The organism is Halorhabdus amylolytica, from assembly GCF_004944975.1.
Classification (GTDB): domain Archaea; phylum Halobacteriota; class Halobacteria; order Halobacteriales; family Haloarculaceae; genus Halorhabdus; species Halorhabdus amylolytica.
Genome location: NZ_SPQG01000001.1, coordinates 459,526 through 482,403 on the forward strand (window position 1 = coordinate 459,526; position 22,878 = coordinate 482,403).

The 22,878-nt window shown below is 64.9% G+C and carries 26 protein-coding genes and 1 tRNA gene; 12 read left to right on the plus strand and 15 right to left on the minus strand.

Translation table 11 applies throughout. The features are described 5' to 3' along the window. Positions 1–4: 4 nt before the first annotated feature. Together coxB and E3374_RS02350 are read right to left on the minus strand one after the other, a co-directional pair. Entirely contained in the window at positions 5–718 is a 714-nt protein-coding gene (gene coxB, locus E3374_RS02345; protein WP_136687307.1) for a cytochrome c oxidase subunit II, read from the minus strand. A 130-nt stretch (positions 719–848) separates the two neighbouring features. Then, entirely contained in the window at positions 849–2,588 is a 1,740-nt protein-coding gene (locus E3374_RS02350) for a PAS domain-containing protein (protein ID WP_136687309.1), read from the minus strand. Positions 2,589–2,839: 251 nt separating this feature from the next. On the opposite strand from E3374_RS02350, the gene cyoE reads away from it, so the two are divergent. From cyoE to E3374_RS02380, 6 genes are all read left to right on the plus strand, one after another. Then, positions 2,840–4,264, plus strand: a complete 1,425-nt coding sequence (cyoE, locus tag E3374_RS02355) for a heme o synthase (RefSeq protein ID WP_248299371.1) — start codon at positions 2,840–2,842, stop codon at positions 4,262–4,264. Beyond that, the gene (locus E3374_RS02360) at positions 4,261–4,971 is read left to right on the plus strand and encodes a DUF7546 family protein (protein ID WP_136687313.1); all 711 of its coding nucleotides are present in this window, start codon (positions 4,261–4,263) and stop codon (positions 4,969–4,971) included. The genes cyoE and E3374_RS02360 overlap by 4 nt, the downstream gene beginning before the upstream one ends. A gap of 7 nt (positions 4,972–4,978) precedes the next feature. Continuing rightward, positions 4,979–5,947, plus strand: a complete 969-nt coding sequence (locus tag E3374_RS02365) for an ABC transporter ATP-binding protein (protein WP_136687315.1) — start codon at positions 4,979–4,981, stop codon at positions 5,945–5,947. Next, the gene (locus E3374_RS02370; protein WP_136687317.1) at positions 5,944–6,735 is read left to right on the plus strand and encodes an ABC transporter permease; all 792 of its coding nucleotides are present in this window, start codon (positions 5,944–5,946) and stop codon (positions 6,733–6,735) included. The genes E3374_RS02365 and E3374_RS02370 overlap by 4 nt, the downstream gene beginning before the upstream one ends. An 81-nt stretch (positions 6,736–6,816) precedes the next feature. Continuing rightward, complete coding sequence (locus E3374_RS02375; protein WP_169051751.1) at positions 6,817–8,055, plus strand: sensor histidine kinase; 1,239 nt, start codon at positions 6,817–6,819, stop codon at positions 8,053–8,055. Positions 8,056–8,083: 28 nt separating this feature from the next. Next, positions 8,084–9,496: a class II fumarate hydratase gene (locus E3374_RS02380; RefSeq protein ID WP_136687321.1), complete on the plus strand. Its 1,413-nt coding sequence runs from the start codon at positions 8,084–8,086 to the stop codon at positions 9,494–9,496. A gap of 9 nt (positions 9,497–9,505) precedes the next feature. On the opposite strand, the gene E3374_RS02385 is transcribed toward E3374_RS02380, so the two are convergent. Next, positions 9,506–10,345, minus strand: a complete 840-nt coding sequence (locus E3374_RS02385) for a hypothetical protein (protein WP_136687323.1) — start codon at positions 10,343–10,345, stop codon at positions 9,506–9,508. A 126-nt stretch (positions 10,346–10,471) separates the two neighbouring features. Between E3374_RS02385 and gatE the strand changes: the two genes are divergently transcribed. Together gatE and E3374_RS02395 are read left to right on the plus strand one after the other, a co-directional pair. Continuing rightward, positions 10,472–12,367, plus strand: coding sequence for a Glu-tRNA(Gln) amidotransferase subunit GatE (gene gatE, locus E3374_RS02390; protein ID WP_136687325.1), 1,896 nt, complete (start codon positions 10,472–10,474; stop codon positions 12,365–12,367). Between the two features lie 24 nt (positions 12,368–12,391). Beyond that, positions 12,392–12,841 carry a hypothetical protein gene (locus E3374_RS02395; RefSeq protein ID WP_136687327.1) on the plus strand — a complete coding sequence of 150 codons (450 nt, stop codon included), beginning with the start codon at positions 12,392–12,394 and terminating at the stop codon, positions 12,839–12,841. Here the strand turns inward: E3374_RS02395 and E3374_RS02400 are convergent. The 4 genes from E3374_RS02400 to E3374_RS02410 form a co-directional block, all read right to left on the minus strand. Beyond that, a complete protein-coding gene (locus E3374_RS02400) occupies positions 12,838–13,551 on the minus strand; it encodes an RNA methyltransferase (protein WP_136687329.1) in 714 nt (237 codons plus the stop codon). The two genes, E3374_RS02395 and E3374_RS02400, sit on opposite strands and share 4 nt — an antisense overlap. After that, positions 13,548–14,411 (minus strand): nucleotide-binding protein, encoded by an 864-nt coding sequence (locus E3374_RS18050; protein ID WP_136687331.1) that lies wholly within the window; start codon positions 14,409–14,411, stop codon positions 13,548–13,550. Before E3374_RS18050 ends, E3374_RS02400 begins: the two co-directional genes overlap by 4 nt. A 49-nt stretch (positions 14,412–14,460) precedes the next feature. Beyond that, complete coding sequence (locus E3374_RS16995; RefSeq protein ID WP_169051752.1) at positions 14,461–14,628, minus strand: PhlB family protein; 168 nt, start codon at positions 14,626–14,628, stop codon at positions 14,461–14,463. A gap of 93 nt (positions 14,629–14,721) precedes the next feature. Beyond that, on the minus strand, positions 14,722–15,168 hold the full coding sequence (locus E3374_RS02410) for a zinc ribbon domain-containing protein (RefSeq protein ID WP_136687333.1): 447 nt from the start codon (positions 15,166–15,168) through the stop codon (positions 14,722–14,724). Positions 15,169–15,443: 275 nt separating this feature from the next. Between E3374_RS02410 and E3374_RS02415 the strand changes: the two genes are divergently transcribed. Next, positions 15,444–16,100 carry a hypothetical protein gene (locus tag E3374_RS02415; RefSeq protein WP_136687335.1) on the plus strand — a complete coding sequence of 219 codons (657 nt, stop codon included), beginning with the start codon at positions 15,444–15,446 and terminating at the stop codon, positions 16,098–16,100. A 10-nt stretch (positions 16,101–16,110) separates the two neighbouring features. Here E3374_RS02415 and E3374_RS02420 read toward each other — a convergent pair whose 3' ends face one another. The 8 genes from E3374_RS02420 to E3374_RS02455 all read right to left on the minus strand — a co-directional run bounded on the left by E3374_RS02420 (position 16,111) and on the right by E3374_RS02455 (position 21,329). Next, the gene (locus E3374_RS02420; RefSeq protein WP_136687337.1) at positions 16,111–17,220 is read right to left on the minus strand and encodes an aminotransferase class V-fold PLP-dependent enzyme; all 1,110 of its coding nucleotides are present in this window, start codon (positions 17,218–17,220) and stop codon (positions 16,111–16,113) included. A 140-nt stretch (positions 17,221–17,360) separates the two neighbouring features. Next, entirely contained in the window at positions 17,361–17,711 is a 351-nt protein-coding gene (locus E3374_RS02425; RefSeq protein ID WP_136687339.1) for a fluoride efflux transporter FluC, read from the minus strand. Then, a complete protein-coding gene (gene crcB, locus E3374_RS02430) occupies positions 17,708–18,094 on the minus strand; it encodes a fluoride efflux transporter CrcB (RefSeq protein WP_136687341.1) in 387 nt (128 codons plus the stop codon). The genes E3374_RS02425 and crcB overlap by 4 nt, the downstream gene beginning before the upstream one ends. Before the next feature lie 160 nt (positions 18,095–18,254). Then, complete coding sequence (locus E3374_RS02435) at positions 18,255–18,521, minus strand: hypothetical protein (protein ID WP_136687343.1); 267 nt, start codon at positions 18,519–18,521, stop codon at positions 18,255–18,257. Positions 18,522–18,803: 282 nt separating this feature from the next. Further along, positions 18,804–18,877 (minus strand) — tRNA-Ile (locus E3374_RS02440). A gap of 79 nt (positions 18,878–18,956) precedes the next feature. Next, positions 18,957–19,529 carry an FxsA family protein gene (locus E3374_RS02445; RefSeq protein WP_136687345.1) on the minus strand — a complete coding sequence of 191 codons (573 nt, stop codon included), beginning with the start codon at positions 19,527–19,529 and terminating at the stop codon, positions 18,957–18,959. Between the two features lie 64 nt (positions 19,530–19,593). Then, a complete protein-coding gene (gene mptA / locus E3374_RS02450; protein ID WP_136687347.1) occupies positions 19,594–20,577 on the minus strand; it encodes a GTP cyclohydrolase MptA in 984 nt (327 codons plus the stop codon). A gap of 71 nt (positions 20,578–20,648) precedes the next feature. Continuing rightward, complete coding sequence (locus tag E3374_RS02455; RefSeq protein WP_136687349.1) at positions 20,649–21,329, minus strand: class I SAM-dependent methyltransferase; 681 nt, start codon at positions 21,327–21,329, stop codon at positions 20,649–20,651. 135 nt (positions 21,330–21,464) lie between these two features. On the opposite strand from E3374_RS02455, the gene E3374_RS02460 reads away from it, so the two are divergent. From E3374_RS02460 to E3374_RS18120, 3 genes are all read left to right on the plus strand, one after another. Then, positions 21,465–21,887 carry a DUF2391 family protein gene (locus E3374_RS02460; RefSeq protein WP_136687351.1) on the plus strand — a complete coding sequence of 141 codons (423 nt, stop codon included), beginning with the start codon at positions 21,465–21,467 and terminating at the stop codon, positions 21,885–21,887. A gap of 53 nt (positions 21,888–21,940) precedes the next feature. Next, complete coding sequence (locus E3374_RS02465; RefSeq protein WP_136687353.1) at positions 21,941–22,519, plus strand: DUF7090 family protein; 579 nt, start codon at positions 21,941–21,943, stop codon at positions 22,517–22,519. A gap of 175 nt (positions 22,520–22,694) precedes the next feature. Further along, positions 22,695–22,853, plus strand: coding sequence for a DUF7563 family protein (locus tag E3374_RS18120; RefSeq protein WP_449272221.1), 159 nt, complete (start codon positions 22,695–22,697; stop codon positions 22,851–22,853). Positions 22,854–22,878 lie beyond the last annotated feature (25 nt).

Below are 22,878 nucleotides of genomic sequence, written 5' to 3' on the forward strand. Positions count from 1 at the left end.
TGAATCACGCCGACTGTTCGTCGAGCCAGTCCTGGAAGTCGTCCTGGCTCATGACCTCGACAGTCCCTAGCATGCCCGAGTGGCCGGCCCCACAGTACTCCGCACAGTAGAGCTGGTGGGCACCGGTCTTCGTGGGTTCGGTCGTCAGATAGTTCGCCTGCCCGGGGAAGGCGTCCTGTTTCAGGCCCAGTCCGGGGACGTGGAAAGAATGCAACCAGTCCTTGGAGGTGATGTTCAGCCGGACCTCACGATCGACCGGGAGCACCATCGTCCCTCTCGTCGTCACGTTGTGTTCGGGGTATTCGAACGTCCAGCTGTACTTCTGGGCGACGACATCGACCTCCAGCGCGTCGCCATCCTCTGTGGCGTCGACACCCGTCGAAGTGACGTGCTCGTCGGCGAGGACGCCGTAGGAGGCGATACCGACGAACAACAGGACGACCGCGGTCGCGACCGTCCAGGTGATCTCAAGCCGGCGGTTCTCCCGGGTCGGTTTGGGCTCGTCGACCTTGCCGGCACGGTAGCGCCAGACGGTGTAGACGAGGATCCCCTCGACCAGCAGCGTGATGGGAATGGCGACCGCCAGCAGTTCGTAGTTGAGCCCCCAGATGAGTCCGTCCGTCGTGGAGGCGCCCGACTGGGCGGCCACGGGATGGACGAGCGTCGCCAGCCCCGAAAGCGTGAGGACGGCGACCAGCCCGGTACGCGTCTCGGTCATACCCGGACTTCGAGACAGCCAGTCATAAAGAGCGTTCATCCGGCGAATTTCGGCGATTCCTCGCGTACGTGCCGATCGGATTCCATCGAGAAACGACTTCACTCCTCTAGAATGACCCGGACGACGGACTTCACTCCTCTAGAATGACCCGGACGACGTTGCCACGCGGTTCGTTCGCGTCGAACTCCAGACGGCCACCGGATCGCCTGACGACCAGCGAGACGAACCACAATCCGAGCCCACGGCTGTGGTTCAGCGGGTCGATCGCGCTCTCGTCGGTCATGACATCGACTTCCATGTCCGGAATATCCGGGCCGTTGTCGCCGACCTCGATCACGACTGTGTCGTCCTCGGAAACGACATCGACAGTCACCTCGGGGTTGGGATCGTCGGCGTGGACGACCGCGTTCTCGACGAGTTCGATCACCGCCCCCGACAGGTACGTGGAGGCTTTGATGGGGGCAGTCGGCGGCGTAGACGACGAGATCCGGGCATCGGGATACCGCTCGCGGACGGTCCCGACGGCGTCAATCACGACCGCCACCACGTCGATGCGTTCACGGTGCGGTGCGTCCGCGAGCAGGCTCGTGATCCGACGTTCCTTCTCGAAGGTATCGAGCACCGCGTCGCTCGTCTCGAGTATCTTGCTGGCGTGTGTCCGGGCGGTAACGTCACCTTCCGATTCGATCATTTCGGCGTGTCCCGTGATGACGTTGAGACTGTTGCGTGCGTTGTGCCGGAGGATCCGGTCGATCTTGCCTAACTGATTGATGCGCTCGTGCCGTTCGGTGATGTCCCGGATCGTCGACCCGTAGCCCCGGACCTCGCCGTCGACACCTCGCAGTGGATAGTACCGGACATCGAGAAATCTGGTCCCGAGATCCGGGTGGTCGCGAACCGTCTCGTACTGGAGGGGTTCCCCGGCCAGGACGCGATCGACGTGTTCTTCGAGGCGATCGTATGCGTCGGAAGCGAGGACGTCCGCCAGCGATCGCCCCTCGATGGTTGCCTGATCGACATCGTGATAGGCACAGTATCGCTCGTTGGCGAAGAGAAACCGCCGATCGGCGTCGAGCGCCGCCAGCAAGTCCGTCGAACTCTCGACGGCTTGCTCGTAATTGCGAAGCCGTTTCTGTATTCGCCGGACATCACTGACGTCCCTGACGATCAGGACGGCCGCAGGCCGTTCGACCCACTCGGTCGACTGGGCGGACACCTCGACAGGAAACGATCCCGCTGGACCCTCGAGGGTTCCGGCGGCGGCCTCGAGTGTTCGCTCACCGTTCGTGACAGCAGCGAGTCGCTTCTCGTCGAGTCGAACGCTCTCGATGGTTAGCGTTCCGGGGAAGGCCTCGTCGATGACGTGTTCGCGGCGTTCCGCCCCGAGGAATTCTAGCAGGCGCGTGTTGGCGAACACGTAGCGACCGTCTTGGACGATCGCTATCGCATCCCGTGCCGCATCGAGATGGATTGCTGCCCGGGCTTGTGCTGCGAGCCGGTCCCGTTTCGCGCGGTAATGCTCGACTGCCTCCTCGACCAGGGTCGGGAGTCGAGCCGAGTCGGCCGCCTCGGTGAAAGTGTCGGTCGCACCCGCGGCCACTGCCCGCCGGGCCGCCTCGCCGGCAGCGAACAACATGACCGGCAAGTCGGGTTCCCGGGACCTGATCGCCTCCAGCAACGCGACGCCGTCGATCGCCGGCGGATCGTGATCTGCGATCACACACTCGACACCGCCGTATCGATCGAAGTCCCTGATGGCCGTCTCGATCGAGGTCACGGCCGAGACGTCGATCCGATCGTTCGTTTCCAGGGCGTGAGTCGCGCCGTCGGTCGCGACTGCGAGGACGTGGATCGGATCGGGGTGAGTCATTGTCTCATCTACTCAGTGAGATCGTCGAGAGGAAACGACACGCAACGACTGCCGACGACATCACATGGGTGACAGACGGTGGGTGGATGGATGACTCTTTGGACGAGCAGAGCCCGAAACCGACGATCGGATCCCATCCTGTTCCGTCCCACTGTGAGCAGTCACTCGGGGTCCGACATCGACAAACGCGACAAGTGTTGCATCGGGGGGAAGCCTAAGTATCACCCGGAACGGAGGTGAAACGAGAACCAGTGTTACGGAACCGGATCGACGACGTCCCGCTGTCGACGCTGCTCGCCGGGACGATCGTCGGCGTCTATCTGCTCGTCATCGCGGGGGCAACAGCTTCCATCGCCGACGCCGCCGCGACCTGTTCGACCTGGCCGGGATGTGGTATCCCCTCTGAAGCATCGCCGGCGCTGCTGGTCGCCTGGGGCCACCGGCTACTCGCCGCGGTCGTCGGTGTCGCGGTACTGGTGAGTGCGATCGTCGGCTTCCGGCGCGTCTCGAGTCGTCGGGTCCGGGCCGCCCTCGCCGTCGCCGTCGTGCTCTTTCCGGTCCAGGTCGCCCTGGGAGCCGTCGTGACGGTCACCGGTGCCGCCGGGATCTCGCCGGCCGTCCACCTCGGAGTGGCGATGAGCATCTTCGGGGCGCTCGTGTTCGCGCTGGCCTGGCACCTCGAAGCCGAGTACGGCGACCCGGACGACCGATCCGTGAACCGACCGAGTCCCGACCCGGCGCCCGAGGGAGAGTTCACAGACGGTGGCACCGCGTCGGGCGTTCGACCGGATCGCGGACCCATCGGGGAGATCATCGCGACCGTCCGGGCGTACATCAGCCTGACCAAACCGCGACTGATGTGGCTGCTCTGTCTCGTCGCCTCGGCGGGGATGGCCCTGGCTGCGGCGGGCGGGCGGGCGTTGACGACCGGGACAGTGCTCGCGACGCTTTCGGGTGGCGTACTCGCCATCGGCGCCAGCGGCACGTTCAACCACGTCCTCGAACGAGACCGGGACAAACGGATGGAACGCACGTCGGACCGGCCAGTCGCAACCGATCGCGTCCCGATCCCCAACGCCGTGACGTTCGGCGTCGCGCTGGCGACCCTATCGCTTGCCGTCTTCGCGTCGATCAACCTGCTTGCGGCCGCGCTCGGCCTCTCGGCGATCCTCTTCTACAGCGTCGTCTACACCCTCCTTCTCAAGCCCAACACGGTCCAGAATACCGTCATCGGCGGCTTCGCGGGGGCGCTCCCGGCACTGATCGGCTGGGTCGCCGTCACAGGCGCGTTCGGTGTGCCCGGCCTCGCACTGGCAGGGATCGTCTTCCTGTGGACGCCCGCGCACTTCTACAACCTGGCGCTGGCCTACCGCGAGGACTACGAGCGCGGCGGCTTCCCGATGATGCCCGTCGTCCACGGCGCGACGGTCACGCGCAAACACATCCTGCTGTACCTCGGCGCCACGTTGCTGGCTGCGAGCGGACTCGCTGCGATAGCGAACCTTGGCGTCCTCTACGGAGCGACCGTCGCGGCCGTCGGCGCCGTCTTCCTCTGGGCCGTCCTGGCCCTGCACCGCGAGCGAACGACGGACGCGGCCTTCCGGGCCTTCCACGCCTCGAACGCCTTCCTCGGGGCCTTGCTGGTCGCGGTCGTGATCGACGCCATGATCGTATGAGTACTGTCACGCTCCCGCGATCGCTTCCCCTCCCGTCCCGCGAGACGCTCGTCTGGGGCGCGCTGCTCGTCAACACCGAGGCACTACTGATAGGAGGATACCTGCTCGTCAGCGAGAGTCAGTTGTTGAACCTGGCCGCCCTCCGGCTGTACGCCTATCCGTTCGTCTGGATCAACGTCTCACTGTGGGCACTTGTCCGCGTCAGACCGCCCGCCACACCCACTCGCCGTCGACTGATCGCTGGCACACTTGCCGCCGGATACTTGCTCGTGTTGTCGTATCTGGGAGGACTGGTCTCGCTGGCCGGGTCGAGCGGATTCGACGTCTCGGTCAACGCTCTGACGATCCCGCCCGGCTGGGGTCCAACGGTCGTGATCGACGCCGCCGGAGGGGTCATGGTGACGGCGATCCCGTTCAAAGTGCTGGGATACGTCACGCTGTCGTATCTCGTCTACGCGATGGTCGTGCAAGCGGCTGGATTCGTTCCAGCCATCCTGGGGCTGTTCTCGTGTGTCTCCTGTGTCTGGGCCGCGGTAGTCGTTCCGTTGACGGGGGCTATCGGCGGATCGACGGCGCTCGCGGGAATGGTCTATGCCGGGGGATACGACCTCTCGACGGCCGTGTTCGTCCTCGCAGTCCTGCTTTTGGCCTGGCGGCCGTCGTTCTCGACGCTGAACCGGATCACTTTAGGGGGTTCCTCGGGGTGAACGGATCGTGACGGACGCTATCGTCGCCGAAGATGTCCGACGGACCTACGGAGACACCGCGGCGCTGTCCGGTGTCTCGCTGACTGTCGCGGCGGGCGAGGTCTTTGCACTGGTCGGCCCCAACGGCGCGGGCAAGACCACGCTGGTTCGGGCGCTCACGGGCACGACCGACTACGAGGGCGGAGTCGCGCTGTTCGGTGAGGACCCACGGACGTTCGATCGTTCCCGGCTGGGGCTGCTCCCCCAGGACTTCACGCCCCACGAACGACTGACTGCACGGGAGTTGATCGCGTACTACGCCGGACTCTACGACGACGCACACACGCCGGGACGGATTCTGACGGACGTGGGGCTAACCGACAGCGCCGAAACGGCATACGAGGACCTCTCCGGTGGCCAGCAGCGCCGAGTCTGCGTCGGCACGACACTGGTGAACGATCCTGACCTCCTGATCCTCGACGAGCCGACCACCGGGATCGATCCGGCGGGTCGACGACGGCTGTGGGAGCTACTGGAGGAGTTGGCCGCCGCAGGGACGACAGTGGTGCTGACGACTCACTACATGGCCGAAGCCCAGCGGCTGGCCGACCGCGTCGGACTACTCGCCGAGGGAGAACTCGTCGCCGTCGACAGTCCGGCTGCTCTGATCGACGCCCACGGCGGCGAGACGCGGCTGACGATCGAGACGACCCCGGCACCCGGGTCGCTCGATCTCGACCTGGGCTACCGGACGGCGACGACCGACGACGAACTACTCGTCTCCGACGTCCCGCCGACCGAGATCGGGACGATCGTCGAGGAGCTGTCCGAGGAGGGTATCGAAGCCGAGTCGTTGTCCTGGATGGAGCCGACACTCGAAGATGTCTATCTCGAACTTACCGGCCAGGCCCTCGGACGTGGTGGAGAAGTACTGGCGGAAGACGACGAACAGACGACCGGATCGACGAGGACATCGGCGGTAGAGGTGAAACAGTGAGTTTTTCGGGTCGGGTCGCGAGCGAGACGCGAGCGGCCGGGAAAGCGTTCCTCCGTCGCCGGACAGCCGTGTTCTTCACGTTTCTCTTTCCACTCCTGATCGTCGGGATCTTCGGCGTGTTGATCCAGACGCGGCCGACCGGCGGCGGCCTGTTCACGGAATCGCCGGCCTACTACGTCCCGGGCTATCTCGCCGTCGTCGTGCTGTTCACGCCCCTCTCACGGGTGGGAAGCGAGGTCGCACGCCACCGGGAGGGCAATCGCTTCGAGAAGTTGGCGACGACACCCCTCTCGCGGGTCGAATGGCTCGCCGCCCAGACGCTGGTGAACGTCCTGATCATCGGGGCTGCGGCCGTACTCATCCTGGTCGTGATGGTCCTCGGGACCGGCGCCGAGATCGCCCTGTCGCCCCTGCTTGGGGTCTTCCTCGCGCTGGGCGTCGCGCTGTTCTGTGCGGTCGGTGCGATAATCGGGAGCCTGGCGGACTCCCAGGACGGCGTGATCTCGGCGAGCAACGGGATCGCGATACCCCTCCTGTTCCTCTCGGAGACGTTCGTCCCGCCGTATCTGTTGCCCGAGTGGTTCCGGCCGGTGATGGACCTCTCGCCGCTTTCGTACTTCTCGCGGGGCGTCCGCGCGGTCGTGGATCCACCCGGTGCTGGCGTCGACGGCGTGGTCGTCGCCACCTGGCCGAGTGGTCCCGACCCGCTGTTCAATCTCGCCGTGCTCGCCGTGCTCGCGGCAGTCGCGTTCGCGGTGGGCGCGATCGCACTCCCACGCACTGATTGATGGCGTGGCGATAGCAACGCAGTCTCAGAGATGATAACGGACGGGGGAGCGTTTAGTAGCCCCAAAACGAACTGGTAAATGATGTTGGAGTGGCGAAGGGAATCGACGTCAGTCGATGACACTGTCCCGCTGGTGATTCTCGGTAGCGGCGGGACCCTTCTCGGGTGGTCGTTGCTCGAACTGGTCGGATTGTTCGCGGTCGGTTCCCCGGTGGCCTCCGAGCCGCGATACCTGATCGGATACGTCACGCACGTCCCGGCCTCTCTCGGACTCGTATGGGGCGGGAAATGGCTTCGGGAGAGTGATCTCCGCCCGAAGTACTACCGGTCGATCACGACGTACTGTGCCGTGGGAGGGATCGGGTTTCTCGTCTTCAACGTTGGGCTCATGAGTTTCTTCCCGTCGGAATCAATCTGGCTCACGATCAACTGGATGCGATGGGCACTGTCGCTGGGCCTGATTGTCGGGCTATACATCGGTATCGCACAGGCGCGGACGATCTTTCACACACTCGCGGCGGAGCGTCAATCGATCCGTGCGGAGCACCTGGAACGACAGCGGGACCTCGTCGACGATATGAACAGTATCCTGCGCCACGAGGTACTCAACGCCACGCAGACGATCCTCGGGACCGTCGAACTGCTCCAGGACGAGAGCAAGCCGATCGATCCCGAAGACGAGCGTCTCGAACGAGTACGCCGCCAGGGCGAAGAGTTGACTCACGTGATCCGGGACGTCCGCTCGTTGTTGCATACGATGCAGGACGATCGAGAACTGAAGCCTGTAAATCTGACCGAGGTCCTCCGTTCGGAGGTCAGGAAAGTACGGGACCGTCATCCGACAGTCGATATCGACGTGACCGTTCCGGAAGCGATCACTGTCCAGGGGGACGAACTGCTCGGGCGTGTCTTCGGAAACCTGCTCGCTAACGCTGTCGAACACAACGATCCGGAGGATGTCCGGATACGGGTGGCCGGGACCGTCCGGGACGGATCCGCCGTCGTCAGGATCGAGGACGACGGCGACGGCATTCCGGAGCGAAGACTCGACATGCTGTTCGAACGTCCTCAACACGGTGATCACGGTCTTGGGCTGTACATCGTCAGTAAACTCCTCGACAGTTACGGCGGCTCGGTCGACGTGGTGACGACCGGAGACGAAGGGACGACGATCGAGGTCACGTTGCCGCTCGCTCATCGGACGGAGACCCAACCGAACACATTCGATGACGACCCGAACGACGAACACACGACAGAAATAGCGTCGATGGACGATACCGCTCGGGCAGAGCGAACGGACCGACCCGACACGGATAGTTAAACCCCTGGCGCAAGTCTGGTCGAATGCAATGACCGACGACGAGGATTACCGGATCGAAACGGACAGTCTGGGCGAAATGGAAGTGCCCGCAGATGCCTACTGGGGTGCACAGACCCAGCGCGCGATCGAGAACTTCCCGATCAGCGACCAGCGCTTCGGCCGGCGATTCGTCCGCGCGCTGGGCGTCGTCAAGAAGGCCGCCGCACAGGCCAACCGGGACCTGGGTCGACTCGACGACGAGACGGCCGACCCCATCGTCGCCGCCGCCGAGGAAGTCATCGCCGGCGACCACGACGACCAGTTCCCCGTCGACGTCTTCCAGACGGGATCGGGTACCTCGACGAACATGAACGCCAACGAGGTGCTCGCCAATCGCGCGACCGAGATCGCGGGCGGCGAGATGGGCTCCCGCGAGATCCACCCCAACGACCACGTCAACTACGGCCAATCGAGCAACGACGTGATCCCGACGGCGATGCACGTCGCCGCCCTGGAGGCCGTCGAGCGTGACGTGTTGCCGGCTCTGGAGACCTTGCGGGAGGAACTCCAGGCCAAAGAAGCAGCGTTCGACGACGTGGTCAAGACCGGCCGGACGCATCTCCAGGACGCGACGCCGATCCGACTGGGCCAGGAGTTCTCGGGCTATCGAACGCAAGTCGAGAAAGGGATCGCCCGGGTCGAAGATTCGAGTGAACGCCTAGAGGAACTGGCGCTGGGTGGAACCGCGGTGGGGACTGGTCTGAACACCCACCCGGAGTTCCCCGAACTCGCTGCGGAATACATCGCCGAGGAGACGTTGCTCCCGTTCCGAGAGGCTGACAACCACTTCGAGGCCCAGGCCGCCCACGACGCGATGAGCGAGGCCCACGGCGCCCTCCGAACGGTCGCGGGTTCGCTGCACAAGATCGCAAACGATCTCCGCCTGCTGGCTTCAGGTCCACGCAACGGCCTCGGAGAAATCGACCAACCCGAGAACCAGCCCGGCTCCTCGATCATGCCCGGGAAGATCAATCCGGTCGTCGCCGAGTCGGTCAATCAGGTCTACGCGCAGGTCGTCGGCAACGACGCCGCCGTTTCGACGGGCGCGGCCAACGGCCAGATCGACTTGAACCTCTATAAGCCCGTGATCGCGAAGAACTTCCTCCAGTCGGCGGACATTCTCGCCAACGTCAGTGGCACCTTCGCGACGAAGTTCGTCGCGAAACTCGAGGTCGACCGCGAGCACTGCGAGGAGCGCGTCGAACAGAGCATGGCCCTGGCGACGGCACTCAACCCGGCTATCGGCTACGACAAGGCCGGCGAAGTCGCCAAGGAAGCGATGGCCTCAGGCAAGACGATCCGCGAAGTCGCTATCGAGAAGGGGTATCTCACCGAGGAGGAAGCAGCGGACGTGCTGGACCCGGCGAAAATGACCGAACGCGTCATCCTCGGCGAAGAGTGACGCTGTGGATCACGTCGGGGGAGAGCCAGTCGTGCCGTCGGCAGTCCGGTTTTCGGCAGCCTGGACCCAGTTCGGCTGTTCGAGATCTACGTCGCCGAGACGTTCGAACGTACCCCGGTAGCGGAACGTCTCGTTTTCCTCCCCGTTAGATAGCGTGTACCGAGCCGAGAGGTTTCGGACGAGTCCGGAGGGGGTGACGGTGGCTGTCACCGAGTAGTCCCACTCGTCGCCCCCACTCATCGATCGTAGCTCGGTGCCAACCAACCGATAATACCGGTCACCCCCGACCGTTACCGGCCGAACGTCGACCGACGTGACGTTCAGATATCGTCGGACGGGATCGACCGTGTGGTTTCGTATCCGGCTGCCATCGCCGGAGATGGGCGTCCGATTGTACTGCATCTCCTCCGAATTGAACACTTTCGCGCGGACGTAACGATGGGTTCCGTCGGCATACTCCGAATACCGAGTGTAGAAAAGAAGGGTGTTGTTCGTCCGATTGACTCCCTCGTCCGTGTCCCGATAGAAGAACGTGTCGTTCACATAGACGATCTTCTCGTAGGTGCTGACCTTCGTCGATATGCTCCCCGTCTCCCCGGATCGGCCGTGCGTCTCCCGCCAGACGAAGGACCGATCCTCGACCGCGTTGCGATGAGCATCGACCAACACCGTCACGTCGAGACGGCCGTCGGCCCAGACGCCCGGTGCGACCGTCGCTCCCGGCCCGTCCGCGGGAACGTCTGTCGGAACCGGAGCGGGGGTCAAGGTCTCAGTCTCCGTCGAGCCGTCGATAGCGCTACACCCGACAAAGGACAGGAGCACCACGACAGCCAGGACATGCCACCGCATACCACATACTGAGATAGCCAGCCACAAAAACGCGTGGAGATCGGCAACGAGTGACGACGGACGCCGGCCGGGAGTACGGAGGTGACAACGGAGCGTTTTTCCCCGCTGCCGTGTCACTGCCCGGTAATGACTGAGGAGTTCGACTACGACGATCTGGGGCTAGTCGCCGGGCTTGAGATCCACCAGCAACTCGACACGGCGACGAAACTGTTCTGTGACTGCCCGACGACGCTCCGCGAACCCGAGGAATCGACGAAGACAATCACGCGGTACCTCCACCCGACGAAGAGCGAACTGGGTGAACTCGACGAGGCGGCCCTCGAGGAGAGTCAGGTCGAGCGCGAGTTCGAATACCTCGCCTACGACTCGACGTGTCTGGTCGAGGCCGACGACGAGCCACCCCACCGGGTCGACGAGGAGGCGATGGCCGTCGCCCTGGAGATCGCCCAGTTGCTCGATATGCGCGCCGTCGACGAGGCTCACGTGATGCGCAAACTCGTCATCGACGGCTCGAACACCTCCGGCTTCCAGCGCACCATGATGGTGGCGACCGGCGGCGAGATCGAGACCAGCGAGGGACCGGTCGGCGTCGAGGACCTCATGCTCGAAGAGGAGAGCGCCCAGCGCGTCGAAGAGACCGAGACGGGCGTCCGATACAGCCTCGATCGCCTCGGTATCCCCCTGGTCGAGATCGGTACCGATCCGGACATCCGTTCGCCAGCCCAGGCCCAGGAAGCCGCCGAACGGATCGGGATGCTGTTACGCTCGACCGGCCAGGTCCGGCGCGGGCTGGGAACGATCCGCCAGGACGTCAACGTCTCGATCGCCGAGGGCGCCCGCGTCGAGATCAAGGGTGTCCAGAGCTTAGAGGACATCGAGGACATCGTCCGCAACGAAGTGGGACGGCAGGTCGCGCTCCTCGACATCGCCGACGAATTGGCCGACAGGGACGCGACCGTCGGCGATCCCCAGGATGTCACCGACGTCTTCGAGGGGACCGACAGCGGCGTCATCCGGGGCGCACTCGACGATGGCGGCGAAGTGTGGGCCGTCCCCCTGCCGGGCTTCGGCGGTGTGGTCGGCCGCGAGATCCAGCCCGACCGCCGCCTCGGAACGGAGTTCTCCGATCACGCCAAGCGCCACGGGGCCGGCGGGATCTTCCATACCGACGAACTCCCGGCCTACGGCGTCACCGAAGCCGAGGTCGAGGCGCTGGCCGAGGCCGTCGGTCTCGGTCCGGGGGCCGTCGTCGGTGACGACGCCACGGACGCAGTCGCCATCGTCGCCGACGCGCCGGAGACCGCAGCGCAGGCGATCGAGGCGGTGGCCGAACGCGCCGAAACCGCGATGGACGGCGTCCCCGAAGAAACCCGTGACGCCACCGAGGAGGCGACGACGCAGTACCTCCGGCCGTTGCCCGGTGCGGCCCGGATGTACCCCGAGACGGATGTCCCGCCGGTCGAACCCGATCCCAGCGAGGTCGAGACACCCGAACTCCTCACCGAGAAGACCGAGCGCTACCGGGAGGAGTACGACCTCGACGCTGGCCTGGCCGAACAGGTCGCCTACGGGAAGCGGTGGGAACTGTTCGAAGAAGCCCTCGGGTCAGGGGTCGACGCCACACTGGCTGCCCAGACGGTCGAATCGACCGTCACCGAGATCCGACGGGACGGCGCGCCGGTCGAGAAACTCACCGACAAGCACTTCCGGGAGGTTTTCTCGCTGCTGGCCGAGGACGAACTCGCCAAGGAAGGCGTCCCGGACCTGCTTTCCGCACTCGCGGAGAACCCGGCTCTCAGCGCCGAAGAGGCGGCCGAACAGGAAGACCTCGGAAGCGCCGGCGAGGACGAAGTCCGCGAGGCAGTCGTCAGAGTCGTCGAGCGCAACGCCGAGCAGGTCGAAGCGGAGGGCATGGGTGCCTTCTCCGGGCTGATGGGCGAGTGCATGGGCGAACTCCGGGGGAAAGCCGACGGCGACGTGGTCAGCGACGTGCTCCGCGAGGAGATCCAGAAACGCGCCTGATCGGTCCGACCGACGACCACCCACATGTACTCACGCGCCCACGCCGCCATCTCGCTTCTCGTCGCGTCCGCACTCGTCCTCACCCGGGACGCCGTCGTCGCCGGCGAGCCGACGCTCCACCCCGCGCTCGCGATGGCTTACGGCGTCGCCCTGGGTGTGTTGATCGATCTCGATCACTTCGCGCTCGCGTGGATGCTCTCGGGCAGTCTCGCTCCACTCCGACGGGTCCTCAAGGCACCCTGGATCGTCGTCACTGATCCCGGATCGATCTTCGAGACTGCCGATCTCGGCCCGTACCACCGGCTGATCAGCCACGTCGTCATCGCTGGCGTTCTGGTACCCGTGATCTGGCTTGCCGTCGATCCGTTCGTCGGTCTCCTCTCGGCGGGAGTGCTGTACGCACATCTGCTCGCCGACTTGATCGCAGATCTACGGACCTTCGAGACGATCCCGCGTGACGAACGGCGATCCTAATCCTCCAGTTTCTGCTCGACGCGGCGAAAGAGCCCACGGAGCGTCCGGACTTCCCGCCCGGTGGGGTGGGCGCGGCCGATCACCCGACGGAAGAGCCGGCCGGCCTTCGACCGCTTCTCTTCGGGATGGTCGATCGCCGTCAGAAAGCTCCCGAACTGGTCGTGTAACCCCTCGATGGCGGGTTGGTCGGCCCGGTCGGTGATCTCGGGGAGTTGGGTCTCCTCGACCGTCAACTCCCGGAGTTCGTAGAGGACGATCGTGGCGGCCTGGCCCAGGTTCAGGACGGGATAGTCGCTGCTGGCGGGGATCGAACAGATTTGATCGACTTCGGCGAGTTCCTCGTTAGTCAGACCGACATCCTCGCGGCCGAAGACCAGACACACGTCGCTGTCGACGCCCTGGAGTTCGTCGGCGAGTTCCTGGGGCGTCACGAAGGGATACCGGACGTGCTTGGTGGCGTCCTCGTTGGTGATCGCCGTCGTGGCGACGGTGTGGTAGTTCTCGGCGAGTTCCTCGAAAGTCACCACGTCGGCCTCGGGCAGGACATCCTCGCGGGCCTGACCAGCGAACCCGTAGGCTTCACCGTCGGGATCGAGTTCGGGCGGGTCGACCAGTTTGAGGTCGGTCAGCCCGAAGTTCTTCATCGCTCTGGCGATCGTGCCGACGTTCCCTGGGGTCTGAGCATCGACAACGGCGACGCTGACAGTCATATGTCCAGATCGAGGTCGCTCAGATTGACGTCCAGCGCCTCGCGTTCGCTCTCGTCCATCTCTTCCAGTTCCGCCTCGAGGGACTGGATCTCGGGGTCGAACGCTGGGAGTCGATCGGGCGCCTCCTCGACGTGGTCGATCCCGCTGTAGCCCGCCGGGGCACGGCCGCCGTCGTCGAACCACGCCTGGAAGGCGTTTGCCATCTCCCTGGTCCCCGCCATGTCTTCGCCACCCGTTTCCCGGAACCAGTAGAGGAAATCACTTTCGTGGGCGTCACAGAGCAACACCTCGCCCATGGGTTCGCCGTAGACGATCGACCCGACGTTACACTGTTCGATCGCGTTATCTCCATGCTCGATATAGCAGGCGTCACAGGGTTCGCCGACGAGCGCGGTCAATCGGAGAATCCGCTCGCGTTCGTCCGGGGGCATCTCGGTCAGCGGCTTCAACGACCCGTCTTCCTCGAACACTGCGTCCTCCTCGAAGCGCCAGCCGCGCAATCCGATCGAGACCTTGGCCATGTCTCCAGTACTCGCCTGTGGAACAAAAAGAGCGTGCTGTCGGTCGCTACCCAGACAGTTCGGCCGCCAGATAGACCGTCTCGTCGGATCGCTGTGCGGTGATGACGCCGACGCCAGGGACGCCCACACGCCCTTCGCGATCGAGGCCACGTTCGTCTCCCCGTCCAGGGCGGCGATGGTCGGTTCACGGTCGACGTCCGCCACCGTGTGTAAGTCCGGGCACTGTCTGTCGGCATCGACTGCGACGGTCGGTCTGCCACGGTCAGCAAAGGCCTCGGCGAGGCCAAGCGTCACCGTCGTCTTTCCATACCCACCTTTCGCCCCGGCAATCGCGATCATACCGGGATTTGTCCCCTCTTCGCTTTTGAACCGGGACCCGATCGTTCAGTCACTCGATCGCGTGGACGTCCTCGCCCTCGCAGTCGGGGCAGGTCTCGTAGGGCGTGAAGAATTCGGCGTCGCAATCGCCACAGCGGTGGGTCGGCGCCGAGGCGTTCTCGGTGGCGTCCTGCTTGAAAGACTCGACCTTCCGGCCGAGATTCTCGAACAATCCCATAGACATGAAACGGTGGCGACCGGCAAAAACGTGGCCCTCCGTCGAGCGACGAACTGACCGTGTTCAAGCCGAACACACCCGACAGCCCGAAAACTACTCGGCCCGTTCGACCCCCAGCGCACGTAGTTCATCGAGCGTCCGACCCTCGAAAGAATCCTCCAGCAGGCCGACCAGAACGACGAGTCCGAGTGCGCGCCGGTCGGTCTCCGGAAGATCGGTGTCAGGAGAGAGGTCCCGATCCAGGGCGCCGAGATCCTCGTCGTCGACGTCGATCAGATCCGAGAGGGCAAGCGTCTCGACTTCCGCGAGATAGGAAAGGTCAGCGACGGCGCCAGCCAGGTCAGCACAGAGACCCTCGTGGTAAGCACTCGACGGGTCGAGCGGGCGCGCACCGTGACGGACTCCCTGAAGATACTGGACCGACGACCGACGGAGAAACCCCTCCCGTTGTTCCGCCTCGTCGGACAGCCGTTCGCCACAGCGATCGCAGAACCGCGCCGCCTCGTCCGAATCGGCCCCACAGTAGGGACACTCGATCATACGTCGCCGTTCGATCTACCACGTCAATTGCCTTTCGACGGCCGAAACCACTAATATTCTTCACGATGAATGATTATATATGCCCGGGCCAGAGGCTGTCCGGAAATATCTGGTCGCAAATGCGTCCGGAGGAGGCGACAGCAGCGTTCCCGCTGGCATTCCGGAGTCGTCGCCTCCCCTGAGCTGCCGTCCAGAAGGGGGGTGGGGGCCTCTCGACGGACGGTGAGTGTTTTCCGGGCGGGAAGGGTTTAGTGCCGGGGACCGAAACAGGGGACATGGACCAGCCGGACGATTCCGGGGAATTGCCGGGGATGCTCGTCGAGGAGTACCTCGAGCGGGAGGCGGGCGTCCGCGCCCTGCTCGACGACCTCGAGCGGCAGGCACTGGAGGGGGACCACGAGGAGGTCCGCGAACGCGTCCGGGGGCTCGCCGAGGAAAACCGGAGCGTTTTCTTCACCGTCGCGTTGAGCCTGACCGGCTCGGCGCAGTTCTTCGGGGACGTCGAGGCCCAGTTGGACGTCACGGCGGCCGATCGGTTGCGCGACCTGGCCGACACCTATCCCGCGTTGGCGGAGCCCTTCAGCGTCGTCCGCAACGAGCAGGCCCGCGACCGCCACAATCCCGTCACCGGCCTGGAGACGACGACGAGCTACCACGCCGAGGAGGCACTGCCGCTCATCCGCTACACCGTCAGATCGGGAGACGTCGACCTTTACGAGGGATGTGAATCGCCCGAGGAGGTGCTGGGCGTCGCCACGCAGTTCGTCCGCTCGACGACCGATGCCCTGGAAGCCGCGATGGACGACGACTTCTCGGTCAACACCGAGGAGCTGAGCAACCTGATCGATCGCCGGGAGGAACTGGAGTCCGAACTCGACCGTTTGCGGGGCCAGATCGACGAACTCCGACGGCGGCCGATCGGCGACAAATGAGGGAACGGCGTCAGCTCTCTAGCGCGTCGAGCAACCGATCGACGTCCTCGGCGGTGTTGAACGCGTGGACCGACGCGCGAACGGCGTCGGGATACGGTAGTGATCGAACGATCACGTCCGCCTCCGCGAGTCGTTCGACCGTCGCCTCGGGATCTTCGGCGTCGAAGGTGACCAGGCCCGACTCGTACTCCCGCGGGCTGATGAGTCGCTCCTCCAATCCTGCTTTCAGGCGATCTGTCAGCTGTTCGATCCTGGCCTGGACGGTATCCATCCCGATGGCCTCCAGCAAGTCGATCGATGCGGCCAGGCCGACGTGGGGTGTTGGCGAGGTCGTCCCGAGTTCGAATCGCTGGCAACCGGCTTTGTACTGGTAGGGCGATCCGGTAGGATCCTCGACGCCCCGGTAGCCGATCTGTCGCGGTGTGAGCACGTCGATGGCGTCGGGAGAGACGTACAGAAAGCCCGCACCCATGGGGCCGAGCAACCACTTGTGGCCCGACCCGGCGACGAAGTCCGCACCCCACGCGTCGAGATCGACAGGTCGCTGGCCCGGCGACTGCACGGCGTCGATCAGGACGCGCGCTCCCGCTTCGTGAGCGATTTCGACTGCCTCTTCGACGGGAAGCCGGGTCCCGTGACTCCAGGTAATCGAACTCATCGCGAGCAAGCGGGCATCCGTGACGGCGTCCCGGAGGTCGTCGAGATCGATGCGTCCGTCGGTCGTTTCGAGAGTACGTACCTCGACGCCGTGCAGATCAGCCATGCGCTCGAAGGGGAGAACGCCGGCCGGGTGTTCGAGATCCGTCCGGACGATCACGTCCCCCGGTTCCCAGTCGATCGAGGCGGCGATCAGGTTGATCCCCTCGGCCGTGCTTCCCGTGAGTGCGATCGTCTCCGCCGGGACTGAGAAGAAGTCGGCGATCGTCTCGCGGACGGCTTCGTAGGTGTCCCAGGCGTGGGGGTACATCCCCTCGGAAACGGGCGCTTCGAAGTTGTGATACTCCAGCCAGTCAGTCACCGCCTCGACGACCGGCCGCGGCGCGGGGCTGCTCGCGCCGGTGTTGAGATAGGCGACCTCGTTCGTGACGGGCATGCCGGCGCGGAGTTCCTCCGGGTCCATGATCGAACGAAGGAACGGAAGGTACGTGAACCCGGCGGAGGGGGAGAGCCGGGATAACGAGGATCCGCGAAATCAGGCGACCCGGAGGTGGCGGTGTCCTGCGGAGCCAGGCGACCGGAGAGTGGCGACGGTTCACGGACTCAGGCGATTGTGAGAGTGACGACCAGCGTCCCGAACCCGACGGCGAGCAACGCGCCGGCGAGGTGGCCTGCCGCGTTGGCAAGCGCCCGGCGTCGCCGGCCCGTCTCATAGAGCCGGACGGTCTCGAAGGCGAACGTCGAGAAGGTCGTGAACGCGCCACAGAACCCGGTTCCCAGGGCCAGTGCGACCGGTTCACCGACCGGCGCGGCGACGATGGCCCCGAGCAGGAAACTCCCGAGGACGTTGACCGCGAAGGTATCGGCGTGCTTGCGTTCCAATCGCTCCCCGACAGCGTGGCGGGCGAGCGCCCCGAACGTCCCGCCGACGCCGACAAGAACGGCGGGATTCACGCGATCATCCCCCTGGTGACGGCCCGGCCGGCGAGGACGCCGGCGATCCCGAGCGCGTAGTTCGCGAGGACGTTCCCGACCGCCCAGGCCGGCGAGAGCGAGGCCGTCTGGACGGCGAAGGTGCTGTAGGTAGTGAACGATGAGAGAAAGCCCGTCCCGACGATCAACCGGGTCTCCGTCGACAACATGTCGGCGAGGCGCGCCTCGTAGAGGACGACCCCGAGCGCGAAACTACCCAGGGCGTTTGCCGCCAGCGTCCCGACGACGGCGTCGGGCAGCCCGGCGGCGAGTGCGTACCGCAGGATCGCCCCAGCAAACCCACCGATGGCGACGAGGATCACCGGTTCGGCGCGTTCGAGTGCGTGTGTCCTGCCGGTCGTCATCGATCGTGGCTACCTGCGGCAGGTATTCCCGTGTTTCGAAGTCGACTGGCCACCCGCCCCGCTCACGCCCGACGGCCGCCACACTCACTCCAGCCACAGTCCGGACAGAACGGACAGCCCCCGGAGGGGTGGACGCGTTCGCTCCCGCAGTCCGGGCAGGTCACACCTCACCTCTCCGGTCGAGGTCCTTGTCGTAGGGGCCGACGCGATCGCGGAGGGACACACGTTCGCGAGGGATCAGGCGATCCTCCCGGACGTCACGCAACCGGTCGAACACCCCATCGGTGCTGTCCATCCGGGCACAGGTGCGACACCAGAAGTGGTGGTTCGTCGGCTCCCACGTCGTGTGTCCGTTCGGGCACCTGAAGCGCCACCTGTCGGTCCGATCCTCGATGTTGACGGTCGCGACGGCCTCGTCGTCGGGCATGTCCACCCGAGACTGACGGACGGGGGACTAAAGAATCGTATCCTGCAGCGGAGTGAAAGTGGAACTGGTCCAGTGAAGCGCGCGAGCGAAGCGAACGCGTTTCACTGCGAGCGGGCCAACGGCCCGCGAGCAGGTGTTTTTGGCCCAGATTTTTGCAAGTCGAGCAGGACCGGCGGTCCCGCTGACCATGCGAACGGACGCTTCGCGTCCGTGAGCAGAAGGGGTTCCCGCAGGTCGCCCTTGGCGACCGAGGTAACCCCTCGCAGTAAAAAGGTGGAATAGTGGGCCAAGCCGGATTTGAACCGGCAGCCTCCCGGTTATCAGCCGAGCGCTCAACCTGATTGAGCTATTGGCCCAGGTGAGCGCATCAGGGCGTACCGGAGGGGTACCATTAAGCGTTTCTTTTCGACGGCAGTCCCCGGATCCGCCTGACAGTTACGTCCGGCGGTCGTCGTCGGCGTCGTCGACATCCCGTGCCTCGCCGATGTCGCGCACGTCCCCCTCGCTACCTGGACCGGGCCCACCGGGACCACCCGAACCGCCGCCAGGGCCGTTCGGCCCGCCAGCGCCGCCGAGATTCACGTCCTCGTCGCCTGGAAAACCGCCGACGTAGACCGATCCAGTGGCGAACCCGCCAGTCTTCTTGTCGATGTAAGGCGTGACGACCCACTTCTTCAGCGCGACGCGAACGGGGTAGCGCGTCGGCGGGAGGACGAAGATGAAGCCGATCACGTCCGTCACGAGCCCAGGAGTGAGCAGGAACGCGCCGGCGACCAGCAAGAGCGCGCCGTCGAGCAGTTCGTCGGTCGGCGAATCGCCCTGAACAGCCTTGCGCTGGATCTTCGCGAGGGTGTGTCTCCCCTCCGCGCGGACGAGCATCAACCCCACCAGTCCCGTAAGAACGACCAGCGCGATCGTCGGGACGAAGCCGATGTGGGTGCCGATCCCGACGAGCAACAGCATGTCCAGCAGCGGGATCAAGAGTAAGACTGCGATGAGCCGGAACATGCCCGGCCGTACCGTCCCGGGACCCAAACACTTTTCGAGGACGTTCGGTCCTGCCGCGAAAACGTCAGAACCCGCCAGCACCGTTCGTCTGCGGATCGGGGTTGCCCACCGGATGCTCGCCGTTCCCGTCGATCTCCGCCTGCAGATCGGAGAAGCGGGCGATCCGTTCGGCGTGGGCGTTGTGCTGATGGATCGACTCGTCGTTGGACTGCTCCATCCGGATCACGGCATCGTCGTCCATCTCGGGAAAACGCTCGACGACGCCCTCGGCCATCGACCGGACGCAGTCCTCGACAAACTTGGCGTCTGAGTGGGCCTCGAAGGTCATGTGGTCCTCGTCGGGTCGCTTCGCGAGATTGTAGATCCGGGCGCTCATCGACTCGCGGGCGATCTCGATAAGTTCCCGGAGATCGACGCCGGGCGAGCCGTTGCACTCGACGGTGAGTGTCGCGTGGCCGCGCTGGGAGTGACCCGGTTGGGGAACTTCCTCGAGGAACTCTTCGACGGTTCCATCGTCGACGCCCAGATCGGAGAGAGTTTCACGGGCACGAGCCTCACTCATCCCCTGTGAGCAGGGACAGACTGTCATGCCAGTGACGCGGGCACCGATCTCCTCGCGCGTTCCGTCTTCGGTTGCCGTGGCGGAGGCGACGATGTCGGCGGTACTCTGGGTCGGCTTGTCCGTCGCTGGCGTGCGGTCGCGAGTGACGTATTCGGCTTCCATGCGGACCTCCGCCCGGTCGGTGTAGTCGTGTTTCGAGAGGAGACGCTCGGCGGCATCGCCACAGACGTCCTCGACGCGGTAATCGGTATGGCTGACCGCTGCCTCAAGCGTCTCGTCGACGACCTCCATGTTCCGGCTCATGTCCGCACCCTTCCGCCAGTCCGGCAGGTCGACGAAGACGTCGAACTCGGCCATCAGGACGATCGGGCGGCGATCCTCGCGGGCGATCTTGAGCAACTTTTCGACGCCGGTGACGCCGACGCGGTTGAGCCCGACAGTCACGTCCGGACTGTCGGCCTGTACGTCCGGGAGTTGCTTGCTCATTCGACTCTGTATAGGGCTGAATCGCGGTTAGGGCTTTCGAAAGGGGTGGCGATGTCCGGACGCGAGTGGCGTCACGGAACGACGCCAACGGTCAACAGCGTACCGTGCTCGCGGTAGTGTTCGAGCATCGCCTCGCGGGACTCCCAGTCCTCGGTCGGAAAGGCGTCTGCGGACGGGATCTCGACCTCGCGGTCCGGGATGCGGTCCTGCTCGGCGACGTGAAAGCCCGCCGCCCGGAAGGCTTCGCGGTACTCCGCCCGCGACCAGCGGGTCATCTCGATGTCGACGTATTCGTCCCACTCGGCGGTGTAGGGATTGTCTGCGACGTAGTCGACCGCACAGTAGAAGGTCCCACCCGACCGCAGGACGCGGCGGAGTTCCGCGAGGGCGTCGACGGGATCGGTCGCGTAATAGATGGCCTCCATCGAAAAGGCGTGATCGACGCTGTCGCTCTCGAAGGGCAGCGACTGGAAGTCCCCCACAAGAAAGCCCACGCGCGGGTCGTCAGTGTAGGTGCTGGCGTTGTGAGCCATCCGGATCGAGCCGTCCAGTCCGTACGCGCGGCTGGCACCGGCAGCCTCCCGCAGTGCGCGGGCGGCGTAGCCGCTGCCACAGCCCAGATCCAGTATCACGTCGCCGTCCTCTACAGGCATGCGTTCGAGGGCGTGTTTGGCGGTGTGCCAGTGGCGCTCTTCCATGCCCTGGTCGCGGCCGTCGGCGGCCCACTCGTCGAAGGCGTCGCTGACGCTCATATCCCCACTGCGAGCGGGACGGCCAAAACCGGTTCGTCTCGGCGATCACCCGCCCAGAAGACTGCACGACGAGTGATCCGGTCACTGTCGTCTCCGTCCGGAAAGATACAACCGGCTCGCCCGCGGAGGAGACCCATGGCTCGACGGAACCGCTACCAGCTCGCAGACACGGCCCAGCAGGTCGTCGGTGGGTTCCTGCTGGCGGGGCCGTTCGTGGTCACCGAGGAGGTCTGGATGCTGGCCAGCGAGATGACTCGGTGGCACGCGGTCGCGACGGCCGTTCTCGTCGCCGTCATCGGCTACGGCGCGCTCTATCAGGCCGACGACGACCGCGATCCCGACACCGAGGCGGAGGTGGTGGGCCTCCCCGTGCGGTTTCTCTCCCTGCTCGGCGTCGCGTTCGGATCGGTCGCAGTGCTGGCGTTGCTATTGAACGCGCCAGCGTCGTTCCTCGGTGCCGAGAGTACGGCCACCCAGGTCGCGACCACGCTCAAAGTGGTTAGCGTGGGCGCGATTTTCAGCGTCGTCGGGGCCGCGACGGCCGATAGCATCTTCTGAATCGGATCGAGCCAGCACCCTTAAGAGCGAGCCAGTCCCCTCTCAGAGCAGAGATGGACTACGCGCTGGCGATCGACGGCGCACCGGAGACGATCCCGGCCGGGACGGGCGTGTTGCTGGTCCACCCCAGCACCGCCGAGACCGACCGCGTCGATACCGACTTCCTCAAGACAGACACCGATCAGTTCCTAGTCGTCTCGACGCGGACGAGCGCCCGGGAGGTCACCCAGAAGCTCGAACACTACGAGGTCGAAGAATCGAAAGCCACGATCTTGGACGCTCTCTCGGTAGAACGCGGATACACCCGTCGCCAGAGTGACGACGTCAGGTACGTCTCCGCACCCGACGACCTGGAGGGGATCGTCGAGCAAACCCGACAGTTCCTCGCGGAGACCGACGGCAAGCGACGGATCAGTCTCGATTCACTGACCGAGTTGATCTACTACACTGACGTCGAGCGGACGATAGCGGCCACCGCGGAACTCCTGGATCTGCTCGCCGAACACGACGCTGTCGGCCTCTTTCATCTGGCTGGGGGCGTCCACGACGAGGACGTCGTCGCCGACTTCCGCAAGCGCTTCGACGGCGTCGTGGAACTCGACCCCGACGGGACGACGACGGCCACATTCTGAACAACTGGGGCCGTGAACCGACCGACCTTTCTGTTGGGCGTCGTATATTTTGTGACGAAGCGGGCGAGAGTTGATCACACACCCATCAGTAGGTAATTGGTAACATACTCCACGTCATGAGTACTCATTCCATATCACCAATAGTTAAGGTTCGGGACATACACAGAGTGTATGTATGCCGGAATGCCAGAACTGCGGTTCGTTCGTAACCGCTGCATACGCTCGTGTTTTCACGCCCAACGGTGTGGATCAACCGCGGGTGTGTCCGCAGTGCGAGGACAAGATCCGCGATGGCGCGGACGTCAGGGAAGCGCGCTCGACTCGGCGGGGGTAGATCGGCGACCGGTATCTCGATCCGA

Bases quoted from the DNA above. Each gene is read 5' to 3' on its own strand.
- coxB (WP_136687307.1), bottom strand. From the start codon at position 718: ATGACCGAGACGCGTACCGGGCTGGTCGCCGTCCTCACGCTTTCGGGG.
- E3374_RS02350 (WP_136687309.1), bottom strand. From the start codon at position 2,588: ATGACTCACCCCGATCCGATCCACGTCCTCGCAGTCGCGACCGACGGC.
- E3374_RS02360 (WP_136687313.1), top strand. From the start codon at position 4,261: ATGAGTACTGTCACGCTCCCGCGATCGCTTCCCCTCCCGTCCCGCGAG.
- E3374_RS02375 (WP_169051751.1), top strand. From the start codon at position 6,817: ATGTTGGAGTGGCGAAGGGAATCGACGTCAGTCGATGACACTGTCCCG.
- E3374_RS02380 (WP_136687321.1), top strand. From the start codon at position 8,084: ATGACCGACGACGAGGATTACCGGATCGAAACGGACAGTCTGGGCGAA.
- E3374_RS02385 (WP_136687323.1), bottom strand. From the start codon at position 10,345: ATGCGGTGGCATGTCCTGGCTGTCGTGGTGCTCCTGTCCTTTGTCGGG.
- gatE (WP_136687325.1), top strand. From the start codon at position 10,472: ATGACTGAGGAGTTCGACTACGACGATCTGGGGCTAGTCGCCGGGCTT.
- E3374_RS02395 (WP_136687327.1), top strand. From the start codon at position 12,392: ATGTACTCACGCGCCCACGCCGCCATCTCGCTTCTCGTCGCGTCCGCA.
- E3374_RS02400 (WP_136687329.1), bottom strand. From the start codon at position 13,551: ATGACTGTCAGCGTCGCCGTTGTCGATGCTCAGACCCCAGGGAACGTC.
- E3374_RS18050 (WP_136687331.1), bottom strand. From the start codon at position 14,411: ATGATCGCGATTGCCGGGGCGAAAGGTGGGTATGGAAAGACGACGGTG.
- E3374_RS16995 (WP_169051752.1), bottom strand. From the start codon at position 14,628: ATGGGATTGTTCGAGAATCTCGGCCGGAAGGTCGAGTCTTTCAAGCAG.
- E3374_RS02410 (WP_136687333.1), bottom strand. From the start codon at position 15,168: ATGATCGAGTGTCCCTACTGTGGGGCCGATTCGGACGAGGCGGCGCGG.
- E3374_RS02415 (WP_136687335.1), top strand. From the start codon at position 15,444: ATGGACCAGCCGGACGATTCCGGGGAATTGCCGGGGATGCTCGTCGAG.
- E3374_RS02420 (WP_136687337.1), bottom strand. From the start codon at position 17,220: ATGGACCCGGAGGAACTCCGCGCCGGCATGCCCGTCACGAACGAGGTC.
- crcB (WP_136687341.1), bottom strand. From the start codon at position 18,094: ATGACGACCGGCAGGACACACGCACTCGAACGCGCCGAACCGGTGATC.
- E3374_RS02435 (WP_136687343.1), bottom strand. From the start codon at position 18,521: ATGCCCGACGACGAGGCCGTCGCGACCGTCAACATCGAGGATCGGACC.
- E3374_RS02445 (WP_136687345.1), bottom strand. From the start codon at position 19,529: ATGTTCCGGCTCATCGCAGTCTTACTCTTGATCCCGCTGCTGGACATG.
- mptA (WP_136687347.1), bottom strand. From the start codon at position 20,577: ATGAGCAAGCAACTCCCGGACGTACAGGCCGACAGTCCGGACGTGACT.
- E3374_RS02455 (WP_136687349.1), bottom strand. From the start codon at position 21,329: ATGAGCGTCAGCGACGCCTTCGACGAGTGGGCCGCCGACGGCCGCGAC.
- E3374_RS02460 (WP_136687351.1), top strand. From the start codon at position 21,465: ATGGCTCGACGGAACCGCTACCAGCTCGCAGACACGGCCCAGCAGGTC.
- E3374_RS02465 (WP_136687353.1), top strand. From the start codon at position 21,941: ATGGACTACGCGCTGGCGATCGACGGCGCACCGGAGACGATCCCGGCC.
- E3374_RS18120 (WP_449272221.1), top strand. From the start codon at position 22,695: ATGCCGGAATGCCAGAACTGCGGTTCGTTCGTAACCGCTGCATACGCT.